The following is a 13,608-nucleotide window of genomic DNA, read 5'->3' as shown; positions in this document are numbered from 1 at the left end:
CGTGGGCGGGCCCGGCCGTCGTCGGACGGGTCCGCGGGTCGTGCGGTCTAGTTGGTCGTGGTGCTGTTCGGTCGGTTCGACTCGCTCAGGTCGCCACCGGGGGCGGGCGTCGAGGTCGTCGACGCGCCGTCGCGGCCCACGCCGCCCTGCGCCTGCGTGTCCATCGCGGCGGGGGTGACCGGTGCGGCGACCCCGTTCGCGTCGCGGCGCAGGCCACGGGTGAGCAGCCCGACGATCGAGGGGCGGCCCTGGCTCTTGTTGTAGACGTCGATCGCCACGGCGAGCAGGAGCACGAGGCCCTTGATCATCTGCACGAGGTCGGACCCGACGCCCAGCAGCTGGAGGCCGTTGTTGAGGAACGCGATGACGAGGCCACCGACGATCGAGCCGATGACGGTGCCGATGCCGCCCGCGACGGCCGCACCGCCGATGAAGACCGAGGCGATCGCGTCGAGCTCCCAGTTGAGGCCGTCCTGCGGGCCGGAGGCACCGGCACGGGCGACGTAGATCATGCCGGCCAGCGACGCGAGCACCGACATGTTCATCATGACGAAGAAGTTGATGCGCTTGGACTTGACGCCCGAGAGCTCCGCGGCGTGCGAGTTGCCGCCGACCGCGTAGATGTGCCGACCGAAGATGGTGCTCTGCGTGACGAAGCCGTACACCAGGACGAGCACGCCCAGGATGATGCCCGAGATCGGGAACGACGTGCCGGCCCGGCCACCGCCGAAGAGCGTCGCGGCGAAGGCGACGATCGCCACGAGGACGCCCACCTTGACGACGCTGACCCAGAGCGGGGCGACCTCGCTGCCCATGCTGCGCTGCGTGCGTCGCACGCTCACCTCGCGCCAGACGACGGCGAGCGCGATGACGAGGCCCAGGACGAGCGTGAGGTTGTTGTAGCCCGTGTCGGGGCCGACCTCGGGCAGGTAGCCGGCGCCGATGACCGTGAACGCGTCGGGGACGGGGACCGTGTTGGCATCGCCGACGAACTGGTTGGCACCGCGGAAGAGCAGCATGCCGGCCAGGGTGACGATGAACGCGGGCACGCCCACGTAGGCGACCCAGAAGCCCTGCCAGGCGCCGATGGCGGCACCGACGACGAGGCCGAAGACGATCGCCACGGGCCAGGGGAAGGACCAGCTGTCCATGGCCGTCGCGACGAGGATGCCACTGAAGGCGGCGACCGAGCCGACCGAGAGGTCGATGTGGCCGGCGACGATGACCATCACCATGCCGATGGCGAGGATCAGGATGTACGAGTACTGGCTGACCAGGGCGATGAGGTTCGCGGGCTGCAGCGTGAGCCCGCCCGTGAGCAGCTGGAAGAGGAGGATCGTCACGACGAGCGTCGCGATCATGCCGAACTGCCTCGCGTTCGACGTGCTGCCGCCGAACATCTTCGTGAGGTCCTTGATGCCACTCATGCGGCGTGCTCCTTCTTCTTCACGGACGTCATGGTCCGCATCAGGGTCTCGGCGTCGGCGTCGGCCGCCGCGATCTCGTTCGTCACGGTGCCCTCGAAGATCGTGTAGATGCGATCGGAGAGACCGAGCAGCTCGGGCAGCTCGGAGGAGATGACGATGACGCCCTTCCCCTGTGCGGCGAGCTGGTGGATGATGTTGTAGATCTCGAACTTCGCGCCGACGTCGATGCCGCGGGTCGGCTCGTCGAGGATCAGCACGTCGGGGTCGGTGAACATCCAGCGGGCCAGGACGACCTTCTGCTGGTTGCCGCCCGAGAGCTTGGCCACTCCCTCGTCGACCGTGGGCGTCTTGACGCGGAGGCTCTTGCGGTACTCCTCGGCGATCGTGTGCTCCTGACCGCGGTCGACGACCGAGGCCTTGGAGATCTTCCGCAGCTTGGCGGCGACCGTCGAGCGCTTGATGTCGTCCAGCAGGTTGAGGCCGAGCACCTTGCGGTCCTCGCTCACGTAGGCGAGCCCGTGGTCGATGGCGTCGGACACCGTCCTCAGCTCGATCGTCTCGCCGTCCTTGACGATGGTGCCCGACACGAACTGGCCGTAGGAGCGCCCGAAGATGCTCATGGCGAGCTCGGTGCGACCGGCGCCCATGAGACCCGCCAGCCCGACGATCTCGCCGCGCCGGACCTGGATCGACGACCCCTTGCAGACGAAGCGCTCGGCGACCTGCGGGTGGCGCACCCACCAGTCCTTCACCTCGAAGAAGACCTCGCCGATCTTGGGCGTGCGGTCCGGGAACCGGCTCGCCAGGTTGCGGCCGACCATGCCGCGGATGATGCGGTCCTCGTTGACGCCGTCGGCCTGCACGTCGAGGGTCTCGATCGTCTTGCCGTCGCGGATGATCGTGATCGAGTCGGCGATCGCCTCGATCTCGTTGAGCTTGTGGCTGATCATGATCGACGAGACGCCGCGGCCCTTGAGCCCGCGGATGAGGTCGAGCAGGTGCTGCGAGTCCGCCTCGTTGAGCGCCGCCGTGGGCTCGTCGAGGATGAGCAGCTTCACGTTCTTGTTGAGCGCCTTCGCGATCTCGACGAGCTGCTGCTTGCCGACGCCCAGGTGCTTGATCGCGGTGTCGGGGTCGTCCTTCAGCCCCACGCGGGCGAGCAGGTCGACGGCCCGCGACTTGGCCGACCGCCAGTCGATGGCGCCGAAGCGGGTCGGCTCGTTGCCGAGGAAGATGTTCTCGGTGATCGACAGCTCGGGGATGAGCGCGAGCTCCTGGTGGATGATGACGATGCCCGCGGCCTCGCTCGAGCGGATGTCGCGGAACCGCATCGTCTCGCCCTGGTAGACGATGTCGCCCGAGTAGGAGCCGTACGGGTAGACGCCCGAGAGCACCTTCATGAGCGTCGACTTGCCGGCGCCGTTCTCGCCGCAGATGGCGTGCACCTCGCTCGCGTGCACGCGCATGCTGACGTCGTCGAGCGCCTTGACGCCGGGGAACTCCTTGGTGATGCCGCGCATCTCGAGCACGACGGGGGTGTCAGCGGCCACGGCCGGCACCTCCCCGCGCGTCGCGGTCCACGTGCGGTGCGCTGGGCACGGCGGGCTGGGTCACACTGACCTCCACGGTCGACTTCGTCGTCGTCCGTCGTGCCCTGCGGCGGGCCCGGCGGTTCGATCTCTGCTGCGTCGTGGGCCCTGCGGCCTGCCGGGCGCGAGAGGGGCGGACCCGACGGACCCGTGCCTCCTGCACCCGTGATGTGACCGTTCACACCACGACTGGAGCCAAGCTAGCCCCGCGCCCCCACGCTGTCAAATGCCGTTGCGGAGTCGTTATCGAGCAGATCTCGCCTCAGCGGCGCGCCGGTGGCGACGTCGACCCGCGCACCACGAGGACCGGCTCGACCAGCGACCGGTCCACCTCGCGCCCGCCCTCGATCTCGGCGATGACGAGCTCGACCGCGCGCCGACCGACGACGTCGAAGTCCTGCCGCACCGTCGTCAGCGGCGGCCAGACGTGCGCCGCCGAGGGCGAGTCGTCGAAGCCCACCACGCTCACCTGGCCCGGCACGTCGACGTCGGCCTCGCGGAACGCGTGCAGCAGGCCCAGGGCCATGAGGTCGTTCGCGGCGAAGACCGCCGTGAAGTCGCGGCGACGGAGGAGCTCCTTGCCCGCCAGGTAGCCGAAGTCGGCCGTCAGGTCGCCGAGGATCGGCGGCTCCACCGGCAGCTCGGCCTCGCCCATCTCGAACAGGAACCCCTGCATGCGCTCGTCGGCCTCGATCCAGTCCTGCGGGCCGGCGAGGTGCACGATGCGCTCGTGGCCCAGGTCGACGAGGTGGCGCGTCGCCAGCCGCGCCCCGCGGAACTGGTCGACCGACACGTTGAGCGACTTCGAGCGCTGCGTCGAGTCGAGCGCCACGATCGGCACCGCCAGCGCGTGCTCGTCGATCACGTCGAAGAAGCGCTTCTGCGGGGCGATGACGATGACCGCCTCCACCGCCTGCGCGACCAGCACGTCGAGGCTCGCCCGCACGTCGTCCCAGTCCCGCGTCGTCGACGCGATGCCCAGGCGGTACCCGGCGGCGCGGGCCTCCTGCTCGATCGCGTTGATCATCGTCTGCGGGCCGAAGTGGGCGTTCTGCAACGTGAGGATCCCGATGACCTTCGAGCGGCTGCCGCTGAGGGCGCGTGCCGCCTGGTTGGGCCGGTAGCCCAGCTCGTCGATGACCTCGAGGACCTTCTGCCGGGTCGTCGGCCGGATGCTGGGGCTGTCGTTGAGGACCCGCGAGACGGTCTGGTACGAGACCCCCGCGAGAGCGGCGACGTCGCGGATGTTGGGAGCGCGCACCTTCTCGATGTCAGGCATCACCGCTCCGTCGCTCCGCCGATGTGACCGGCCACATCGCGCGCGGGACCATTATGCCTCCCGCGCCGCGGGCCTCCTGACGGGGCGCCGCGACGGTCGCGGCCGTGCGCGGCGCTCACGCGCGGACGAGCTCGCGCGGCACCGCCCGTCCGCTCGCGGCGACGGCGACGAGCGCCACGGCCACGGCCACCGCGAAGACCGCGACGAACGCGAGGGGCTCCCCCGCGCCGCCGAGCAGCCCGAAGGCGACGCCCGTGCCCGCGAGCACCACGGCGGCCCCGGTCGAGTCGGCGATGCTGAGGGAGGAGCTGGCGAAGCCGCGCTCGGCCTCGGGAGCCCAGCGCAGCGTGAGCACGGAGAACCGCGGGTAGGTGAACCCCATGCCGGCGCCGCCCACGACCCAGCCCGCGACGACGACCGCCGGGTGCAGCACGAGCGCGGTCGAGACGGCGGCGGTCGACACCCCGACGAGCACGAGCACGACGCCGAGGCGGATGCCGGCGGCCTGCGACAGGCGCTCCTCGCCGAGCCGGCCCTGGAGCCAGCTCCCGCCCGCCCACGACACGGCCCCGAAGGTGAGCACGACCCCGGCCGCCGACTCGCTGAGGTCGTGCTCGGCCATGAGCATGTACGGCAGGTACGCCTCGGCCCCGAGGAACGCCCCGCCCAGGAGGCCCCTGAGCAGCACCAGCGTCGGCAGGCCGGGGCGTGCCACCAGGGTGCCCGCGGGCAGCAGCGGTCGCAGCGCCACGACGAGCAGCACGCCCGTGACCAGCACGGCGACCACGGTGGCGAGCGGCGGCAGCTCGGTCACCAGGTTGAGGACCAGGACCGCCACGGCCGCCACGCCCGACCAGGCGATGCGGCCCCGGGCCCAGGGCGGACGCGCCCCGGGCGGGGGCACGGTGAGGGCCCGGAGGCTCGGCAGGATCACGAGGAACGCCGGCACCGCGAGACCCAGCGCCCCGACGAACACCCAGTGCCAGCCGAGGGCCTGCGTCACCCAGCCCGCGAGGAGCGGCCCGACGAGGCTCGGCACCACCCAGGCGGCGGCGAAGCCCGCGAAGACGGCGGCGTGCAGGCGCGGCGGGTAGACCTGCGCGACCATGACGTAGAGCGCGACGATCACGGCCCCGCTGCCGGCCCCCTGCACGAGTCGCCCGATCAGCAGCACGAGCATGTCGGGGGCCAGGCCCACGACGAGCAGGCCGACCGCGAAGAGCAGCATCGACGTGACGACGACGACCCGCGGTCCGGCACGGTCGGCCCAGGTGCCGCCGACGACCATGCCGACGAGGCCGGTGGCCAGGGGCGCGGCGAAGGCGAGCGAGTAGAGGTGCTCGCCGTCGAGCTCGCGCGCCACCGTGGGCATGACCGTGGTCACGGCGAGGCTCTCGAACGCCGCGATGCCGATGATCGCGCACATGCCGAGCGTCGTGAGCAGCCACGGCGGCGACAGGACCCCCGACGTCGGCGCGGGGGACGTCGGCGAGCTCATCGGCTCAGCCTACGGCCGCCGCCGGGGGTCCCCCGTCGGGCGCTCAGGCGCGGTCGAGCGCCTGCAGCACGTCCGCGACCAGGTCGCCCTCGCTCTCGATGCCGACCGAGAGGCGCACGAGGTCCTCGGGGACGGCGAGCTCGGTCCCGCGGACCGACGCGTGCGTCATCTCGTGCGGGTAGCCGATGAGCGACTCGACGCCGCCCAGCGACTCGGCGAGCTGGAACAGCTCCGTCGACTCGGCGAAGCGACGCGCGGCGGCGGGCCCACCGGCCAGCTGCAGGGAGAGCATGCCCCCGAATGCCCGCATCTGCCGGGCGGCCAGCTCGTGGCCGGGGTGGTCGGCGAGGCCCGGGTACCAGACACGTGAGACGGCGGCGTGCCCGGTCAGCGCCTCGGCGACGGCCTGCGCGTTGGACGAGTGCCGGTCCACGCGGACGCCGAGGGTCTTGATCCCGCGCACGGTGAGCCAGGCCTCCATCGGGGCCGAGACGGCGCCCACGCCGAACTGCAGGAACCCCACCTTCTCGGCGAGCGCCTGGTCGGCGACGACCACGGCGCCGCCGACGACGTCGCTGTGGCCGCCGATGTACTTCGTCGTGGAGTGCACGACGGCGTCGGCCCCCAGGGAGAGCGGCTGCTGCAGGGAGGGGGAGGCGAAGGTGTTGTCGACCACGACGACCGCGCCGGCGGCGTGGCCGATCTCGGCGAGCGCCGCGATGTCGCTGATCTTGAGCAGCGGGTTCGAGGGCGTCTCGACCCAGAGCACGGCCGTCTCGCCGGGCCGGGCCGCCGCGCGCACGGCGTCGAGGTCGGTCATCTCGACGGTCTCGAGCGTCACGCCCCAGGGCACGTGCACCCTGTCCACGAGGCGGTGCGTGCCGCCGTACACGTCGTTGCCCATCAGGATGCGCGACCCGGGTGCGAGCGTCGCGCGCAGCAGGGCGTCCTCGGCGGAGAGGCCGGAGGCGAAGCTGAAGGCGGCCACGCCGCCCTCGAGGTCGGCGAGCAGGGTCTGCAGCGAGTCGCGCGTGGGGTTCGCGGAGCGGGCGTACTCGTACCCGCCCCGGAAGCCGCCGATGCCGTCCTGCACGAAGGTGGAGGACTGGTAGATGGGCGGCACGACCGCGCCGGTCGTGGGGTCGAACTGCTGACCGGCGTGGATCGCGCGGGTGTCGAAGCCGTGGGTCACGGGTGTCCTCCTGGTGGGGTGGAGCGGAAGGGTGGAGCCTGGGGACCGCGGTGGCGGGTCAGGCGGTGGGCACGGGGCGCGCCGCGAGGTGCGCGAGCACGGTCGAGCGGTCGACGACGCCCACGGGGGCGCCCTCGTGGACGACGAGCAGCACGGGCGCGTCGTCGAGGGCCCGCAGGACGGCCTCGACGGACACGCCCGCGCCGACGAGCGGCAGGGGGGCGCCCGTCACGTCGGCCACGCGGTCGTCGGGGGCGGCACGACCTGTGACGAGGGCGTCGAGCAGCTCGCGCTCGCGGACGGCGCCGTGCACCTCGCCGAGCACGGCCGGGGGCTCGACGCCGAGGACGGGCAGCGCCGTGAGGCCGTGCCGGGACATCCGCGCCACGACGTCGCGCAGGAGGTCGTCGGGGCGGGCGTGCACCAGCTCGGGCGCGGTGCCGGTCGCTCCCGCGAGCACGTCGAGCACCGTCGTGCCCTCGGCGGTCGGGCCGAAGCCGTGGTCGGCCATCCACCGGTCGTCGAAGATCTTGCCGAGGTAGCCACGGCCGCCGTCGGGCAGCAGCACGACGACGACGTCGTCGGGGCCGAGGTCGCGCGCGACGTCGAGGGCCGCCGCGACGGCGAGGCCGCACGAGCCACCGACGAGCAGGCCCTCCTCGCGGGCGAGCCGCCGGGTGAGCGCGAAGGAGCGGGCGTCGCTCGCCGCGACGACGCGGTCGACGACGCGGCCGTCGTACGCGGCGGGCCAGAAGTCCTCGCCCACGCCCTCGAGCAGGTAGGGCCGCCCGGTGCCGCCCGAGTAGACGCTGCCCTCGGGGTCGGCCCCGACGATCTCGACCGCGCCGTCGCTGACCTCCTTGAGGTACCGCCCGACGCCGCTGATGGTGCCGCCCGTGCCGACGCCGGCCACGAAGTGCGTCACGCGCCCCTCGGTGTCGCGCCAGATCTCGGGGCCCGTGGTCTCGTAGTGGCTGAGGGGACCGTTGGGGTTCGAGTACTGGTCCGGCTTGAACGCGCCGGGGATCTCGCGGGCGAGGCGGTCGGAGACCCCGTAGTACGACTCGGGGCTGTCGGGGGCGACGGCGGTGGGCGTGACGACGACCTCGGCGCCGTAGGCGCGCAGCACGTTGCGCTTGTCCTCGCCCACCTTGTCGGGCACGACGAAGATGCAGCGGTACCCGCGCTGCTGGGCGACGAGCGCGAGGCCGACGCCGGTGTTGCCGCTCGTCGGCTCGACGATGGTGCCGCCGGGGCGGAGCAGCCCGTCGCGCTCGGCGGCGTCGACGATCCTGGTCGCGATGCGGTCCTTCGCGCTGCCGCCGGGGTTGAGGTACTCGACCTTGGCGAGCACGGTCGCGGCGATGCCCTCGGTGACGACGTTGAGCTTGACCAGGGGGGTGTCGCCGACGAGGTCGAGCACGGAGTTCGCGTACTTCATCCGACGAGTCTAGGCAGCACGTGACGTCTGTGACGAAGCTCCCAGCTCGATGTGGAGGATGATCGTTGACACATCCACGACCCGACCAGAGGACCTCCCCTTGGCTGAGCCCGACCGCCCCCGCCCTACGACGCCCGGCAAGGGAGGCACGCAGGGTCCGTCCGTGAAGCAGCAGCGCGACGCCCGCCGGCAGGCGAAGCTCGCCGCGCTGAAGCGCGAGCAGGCCCGGAGCAAGCGCAACCGGGTCATCGGCATCACGACGGCGGCGGTCGCCGGCGTCGCCGTGCTCGGCCTCGTCGTCACCTTCGTCGTGACGAGCGGGCAGCCCCGCCAGGACCCGGCCTCCATCGACGTCGCCGGCGTGCAGACCTTCTCCGACCTCACCGCGAACCACGTCACGGGCACGGTCGACTACGAGCAGACCCCGCCCGTGGGCGGTGACCACGCGGCCGTCTGGATGAACTGCGGCGTCTACTCCGAGCCCGTGCCGAACGAGAACGCCGTGCACGACCTGGAGCACGGCGCCGTCTGGTTCACCTACGACCCCGACCAGGTCACGGAGCAGCAGATCGACGACCTCCGCGCCCTGGCGCCGGACACCTACTCCGTCGTCTCGCCCTACCCGGGCATGGAGACCCCGATGGCGGTCAGCGCCTGGGGCGCCCAGCTCACCTTCGACGAGGTCGACGACCCCGCCGTCGCGGACTTCGTGACGAAGTACTGGAAGAGCACGAACGCGCCCGAGCCTGGCGCCGCCTGCACGGGCGGGATCGACGGGCCCGGCCGCCTCTCGTGACGGCCTCGCGGCTCCGGCTCGTCGTCGCCGCGGTCCTCACGGTCGCGGCGGTCCTCGTGGTGGGCGTCGCGATCGGGCGGCTCACGTCGCCGACGCCCGTCGTGCCCGGCACCGACAGCGTCGAGGCGGGGTTCTCGCGCGACATGCAGGTGCACCACGAGCAGGCCGTCGAGATGTCGATGACGGTGCGCGACCGCACCGACGACCCGGCCGTGCGGACCATGGCGTACGACATCGCGACGGCGCAGGCGCAGCAGGCCGGGCAGATGTACGCCTGGCTGCAGGTGTGGGGCGTGCCGCAGGCGCCGAGCGAGCCGAGCATGACCTGGATGACCCGCCCCACGCTCGACGCCGCCTTCGCGGGCCACGACCACGAGGCCGCGGGCGAGCCGGCAGGAGGCGCGAGCACCGCCCCGACGCACCGCCCCGGCGACCCCATGCCCGGCCTGGCCAGCGCGGACGACCTGCGCCGCCTCGCCGAGCTCGACGGCGTCGACGCCGAGCGCCTCTGGCTAGAGCTCATGATCGAGCACCACCGCGGTGGCGTCGAGATGGCGGAGGCGGTGCTCGCGCGCAGCCGCGACCGTGAGGTGCTGGCCTTCGCGACCGGCGTCGTCACCACGCAGGAGAGCGAGATCACGGCGATGGAGCAGATGCTCGACGAGCGCCGCTGACGCCCGGGGCCTGCGTGCGCCGTCAGGGCGCTGCGGGTGCCTGCCGCTCGTACAGCTCGGCGTAGGCCCCGCCGAGGGCGAGCAGCTCGTCGTGGCTGCCCTGCTCGACGATGCGGCCCGCGACGACGACGAACACGACGTCGGCGTCGCGCACGGTCGACAGGCGGTGGGCGATCGCGATCGTCGTGCGGCCGCGCGAGGCGGTGTCGAGGGCGTCCTGGACGATGCGCTCCGAGATGCCGTCGAGGGCGCTCGTGGCCTCGTCGAGCACGAGCACCGCGGGGTCCTTGAGGAGGACGCGGGCGATGGCCACGCGCTGCTGCTCCCCGCCCGAGAGCCGGTAGCCGCGCTCGCCCACGACCGTGTCGTAGCCGTCGGGGAACGAGGCGATGGTCTCGTGCACGTTGGCCCGTCGCGCGGCGTCCTCCAGCTCGGCCTGCGTCGCGTCGGGCTTCGCGTAGCGGAGGTTGTCGGCGAGGGAGGCGTGGAAGAGGTACGTCTCTTGGCTGACCACGCCGATGTGCTCGACGAGGGACTCCTGGTCGAGCTCGCGCACGTCGGTGCCGGCGAAGCGCACGGTGCCGCCCGTGGCGTCGTAGAACCGGGGCACCAGGTACGACACCGTCGTCTTGCCCGCGCCGCTGGGGCCCACGAACGCCGCGAACTGCCCGGGCTCGACCCGGAACGAGACGCCGTCGAGGGTGCGCTGCCCCGGCTGGGCGTCGGGGTACGAGAACGACACGTCGTCGAACTCGACGAGGCCCAGGCGCGTGGCGTCGACCGGGCCGTGGTCGGGCCCGTCGGTGATCGCGGGCCGCAGGTCGAGGTACTCGAAGATGCGGGCGAAGAGCGCCCCCGAGGTCTGCAGGTCGAGCGCGACCCGCAGCAGGCCCATCAGGGGGAACGTCAACCGCGCCTGCACCGTCGTGAAGGCGACGATCGTGCCGGCGGTCACCGGTACGTCGCGCAGGATCAGCCAGGCGGCCACGAGGTAGATGAGCGCCGGGACCACCGACAAGAAGATCTGCACGACCGCGAAGAACCACTGGCCGCTCATCTGCTGCCGCACCTGCAGGCCGATCTGGGTGCGGTTCTCGGCGGCGTAGCGCTCGACCTCGGCGCGCTGCTGGTTGAACGACTTCGCCAGCAGGATCCCCGAGACGCTCAGCGACTCCTGCGTGATCGCGGTCATGTCGCTCAGCGACTCCTGCGTCTTCGTGGCGATGCGGGCCCGCACCTGGCCGACTCGGCGCTGGGCCACGACGAGCAGCGGCAGCAGGACCACCGTGACGACCGTCATCTGCCAGCTGAGCAGCAGCATCGCGACGAAGGCCGCGATGACGGTGACGGTGTTGCCGAGCACGCTCGAGATCGTGTTGCTCAGGACGTTGGCGACGCCGCCCACGTCGTTCTGCAGCCGCGACTGGATGACGCCCGTCTTGGTCCGCGTGAAGAAGGCCAGCTCCATGCGCTGCAGGTGGCTGAACAGCCGGATGCGGAGCGTGCCCATGACCGTGTTGCCCACCGTGGCGGTCAGGTACGTCTGAGCGACGCCGATGCCGGCCGAGACCACCCAGAGACCGACCATCGCGCCGACCAGCTCGAGCAGGACGGGCACGTCGGGTCCGCCCGCGGGGAAGAGCCCCCGGTCGAAGGCCTGCTGCGTGAGCAGCGGCGGCACGACGCTGACGGCCGCACCGACGAGGACGAGGACGATCGTGACGGCGAGCGCACGCCGGTGCGGGGCGAAGAGCCCGCCGATGCGGCGCAGGAGGTGCGGGACACGGGGCGCGGCGGCGTTGGCCGCCCTCTGCGCGGCGACGTCGCCGCTCGAGACGCGTGCACCACGGCCCGAGCCGCGGGGCCCGGCACCGGGGCCGCCGCCTCGGGGACCGCCGGAGGGCGCGACGGGGTGCATGCTGCTCACCGGCCCACTGTAGGCCCGACCTCCGACCCCCAGTCCGGGTACGGACGGTGCGACAGAACGGCCGTTCCGCCTAAGATCTGTTCCAGGGACCCGCGAGGGTCCCCCAGACGCCGCTCCCGGACCCGACCGGGACGACGTCCCCGTACCCGACGGGGATCGACCCGCGGCAGAGGTAGGACCCCGTGAACACTGACGACACGGCCGTCGCGCCGCCACCCACCGAGCTCCGGCCGACCGACCACCGCGCCGCCCTCGACGCGATCGAGCAGGGCTGGCGCCAGATCGCGCCCCTCCAGGGCGCCCGCCTGCGCGACGCCGTCCGCTCCACGCCCGAGGCCGAGTGGCGGAGCCGCCCGCGCATCCTGCTCGCCCTCGCGGCCAGCCACCGGGCGATCGGCTCCCGCTCGCACAGCGCCGCCCTGCCCTGGTTCCGCGGCGTCGCCAAGGCCATCGAGGCCGACCCCGACCTGCCCATCGACGTGCGCGGCGGCTACCACGTGCAGCTCGCCGCGACCCTCCGCGCGCTCGGCAACGTCGTCGTCGCGCAGGAGCACCTCGAGGTGTGCCGCACCCTGCTCGAGACGGACACCCGCAACAGCGTCGACGCCCGCATCACCCTGAGCGCCGCCTTCTCGCTGCAGCTCGCGCTCGTGCGGATCCACGAGGGCGACCACGAGCAGGCGCTCTTCGCGCTCGGCATGGCCCAGGGCCTCGCGGCCGAGCACCTCAGCACGGCCGACCGGGTCGAGTGCCTCGGCGCCCTGGCCTACCTGCACGTGCTGACCGGCGAGTTCGACCACGCCGACGAGTGCCTCTCCGAGGCCGTCGAGGTGGCCGACGGCAGCGACCTCGTGCTGAGCTCCTTCGGCGGCCTCGCCCAGGTCGCCAAGCTCCTCCTCGAGCTCGAGCGGGGCGAGCACACCGGCAGCTGGGAGAGCTCGCTCGACGACGTCCGCAGCGCGACGCGGGGCTGCGAGTGGGAGGCGGTCGGCTGGTACGCCGAGGCCCTCGTCCGCTTCGCGGAGGGTCGGCACGTCGAGGTGCTCGACCTGCTCGGCAAGGTGACCAGGCTCGTCGACGCCTTCACCGGCACGCCCGCCGTCGCCGCCGAGGCCGCGCTGCTGCGCGCCGAGGTGATGCTCTCCCTCGGCCACGTCGACGACGCGCGCGCGCTCGCGGTGGACGTGCGCCCCACCACCCGGCACACGCTCTGCCCCGCCCGGGTCGTCGCGGTCGCCCACCTCACGGCCGGCGAGCCCGAGGGCGCGCTGCAGGCGCTGGCCCCGTGCCGGGCCCTCGGCGACCTGCACAGCGAGCGGACCGCGGCGCACGTGCACGTGCTCACCTCGGCGGCGCTGCTGGCCCTCGGCGACGAGCCGCACAGCGACCTCGAGTTCGACCGCGCCCTCCTCCAGGCCGGGCTCAACCAGGCCCTCTGGCCCTTCGCCGTGCTGCCCGGCGACCTCCGCGACGTGCTGCTCGAGCGGGCCGTCCGGCGCCCCCAGGCGGCCGCGACCCAGGCCCCCTTGGACCGCCTGCTCGGCAGCGTCGTCCAGGCGCCCCCGCAGCTCGAGGAGCCCCTCAGCGACCGCGAGCTCGTCATCGTGCGCCACCTCGCGACGGGCCAGACCCTCGGCCAGATCGGGGCCCAGCTCTACATCTCGGTCAACACCGTGAAGAGCCACGTGCGGAGCATCTACCGCAAGCTCGGAGCGACGTCGCGCCGCGAGGCCATGGTGCGCGTGCGCCAGCTGGGGCTGCACGACGACGACTGACCGGGTCGCT

Annotated in this window: 10 protein-coding genes; 3 read left to right on the top strand and 7 right to left on the bottom strand. The window is 72.7% G+C overall.

Annotated features, from left to right (window positions below; all coding sequences use genetic code 11):
* Positions 1-47: 47 nt before the first annotated feature.
* From mmsB to ACYVHQ_RS10710, 6 genes are all read right to left on the bottom strand, one after another.
* Positions 48-1,427, bottom strand: a complete 1,380-nt coding sequence (gene mmsB, locus ACYVHQ_RS10735; RefSeq protein ID WP_460512852.1) for a multiple monosaccharide ABC transporter permease — start codon at positions 1,425-1,427, stop codon at positions 48-50.
* Positions 1,424-2,947, bottom strand: a complete 1,524-nt coding sequence (gene mmsA / locus ACYVHQ_RS10730) for a multiple monosaccharide ABC transporter ATP-binding protein (protein WP_460513183.1) — start codon at positions 2,945-2,947, stop codon at positions 1,424-1,426. Before mmsA ends, mmsB begins: the two co-directional genes overlap by 4 nt.
* Before the next feature lie 331 nt (positions 2,948-3,278).
* The gene (locus ACYVHQ_RS10725) at positions 3,279-4,295 is read right to left on the bottom strand and encodes a LacI family DNA-binding transcriptional regulator (RefSeq protein WP_460512851.1); all 1,017 of its coding nucleotides are present in this window, start codon (positions 4,293-4,295) and stop codon (positions 3,279-3,281) included.
* 115 nt (positions 4,296-4,410) lie between these two features.
* Positions 4,411-5,793 carry an MFS transporter gene (locus ACYVHQ_RS10720; RefSeq protein ID WP_460512849.1) on the bottom strand — a complete coding sequence of 461 codons (1,383 nt, stop codon included), beginning with the start codon at positions 5,791-5,793 and terminating at the stop codon, positions 4,411-4,413.
* 43 nt (positions 5,794-5,836) lie between these two features.
* Positions 5,837-6,985: a cystathionine gamma-synthase gene (locus ACYVHQ_RS10715; RefSeq protein WP_460512847.1), complete on the bottom strand. Its 1,149-nt coding sequence runs from the start codon at positions 6,983-6,985 to the stop codon at positions 5,837-5,839.
* A 58-nt stretch (positions 6,986-7,043) separates the two neighbouring features.
* Positions 7,044-8,426: a cystathionine beta-synthase gene (locus ACYVHQ_RS10710; protein ID WP_460512845.1), complete on the bottom strand. Its 1,383-nt coding sequence runs from the start codon at positions 8,424-8,426 to the stop codon at positions 7,044-7,046.
* Between the two features lie 163 nt (positions 8,427-8,589).
* On the opposite strand from ACYVHQ_RS10710, the gene ACYVHQ_RS10705 reads away from it, so the two are divergent.
* Together ACYVHQ_RS10705 and ACYVHQ_RS10700 are read left to right on the top strand one after the other, a co-directional pair.
* Positions 8,590-9,222: a DUF3105 domain-containing protein gene (locus ACYVHQ_RS10705; protein WP_460512843.1), complete on the top strand. Its 633-nt coding sequence runs from the start codon at positions 8,590-8,592 to the stop codon at positions 9,220-9,222.
* Positions 9,219-9,896, top strand: a complete 678-nt coding sequence (locus ACYVHQ_RS10700; RefSeq protein ID WP_460512841.1) for a DUF305 domain-containing protein — start codon at positions 9,219-9,221, stop codon at positions 9,894-9,896. Before ACYVHQ_RS10705 ends, ACYVHQ_RS10700 begins: the two co-directional genes overlap by 4 nt.
* A gap of 22 nt (positions 9,897-9,918) precedes the next feature.
* Here the strand turns inward: ACYVHQ_RS10700 and ACYVHQ_RS10695 are convergent, their stop codons facing one another.
* Positions 9,919-11,814, bottom strand: a complete 1,896-nt coding sequence (locus tag ACYVHQ_RS10695; RefSeq protein ID WP_460513182.1) for an ABC transporter ATP-binding protein — start codon at positions 11,812-11,814, stop codon at positions 9,919-9,921.
* A 191-nt stretch (positions 11,815-12,005) separates the two neighbouring features.
* On the opposite strand from ACYVHQ_RS10695, the gene ACYVHQ_RS10690 reads away from it, so the two are divergent.
* The gene (locus tag ACYVHQ_RS10690) at positions 12,006-13,598 is read left to right on the top strand and encodes a helix-turn-helix transcriptional regulator (RefSeq protein ID WP_460512840.1); all 1,593 of its coding nucleotides are present in this window, start codon (positions 12,006-12,008) and stop codon (positions 13,596-13,598) included.
* Positions 13,599-13,608 lie beyond the last annotated feature (10 nt).

This window comes from Frigoribacterium salinisoli (genome assembly GCF_054781095.1).
This window is presented reverse-complemented; position numbering and strand designations above follow the sequence as displayed.

Bases quoted from the DNA above. Each gene is read 5' to 3' on its own strand.
- mmsB (WP_460512852.1), bottom strand. From the start codon at position 1,427: ATGAGTGGCATCAAGGACCTCACGAAGATGTTCGGCGGCAGCACGTCG.
- mmsA (WP_460513183.1), bottom strand. From the start codon at position 2,947: ATGCGCGGCATCACCAAGGAGTTCCCCGGCGTCAAGGCGCTCGACGAC.
- ACYVHQ_RS10725 (WP_460512851.1), bottom strand. From the start codon at position 4,295: ATGCCTGACATCGAGAAGGTGCGCGCTCCCAACATCCGCGACGTCGCC.
- ACYVHQ_RS10720 (WP_460512849.1), bottom strand. From the start codon at position 5,793: ATGAGCTCGCCGACGTCCCCCGCGCCGACGTCGGGGGTCCTGTCGCCG.
- ACYVHQ_RS10710 (WP_460512845.1), bottom strand. From the start codon at position 8,426: ATGAAGTACGCGAACTCCGTGCTCGACCTCGTCGGCGACACCCCCCTG.
- ACYVHQ_RS10695 (WP_460513182.1), bottom strand. From the start codon at position 11,814: ATGCACCCCGTCGCGCCCTCCGGCGGTCCCCGAGGCGGCGGCCCCGGT.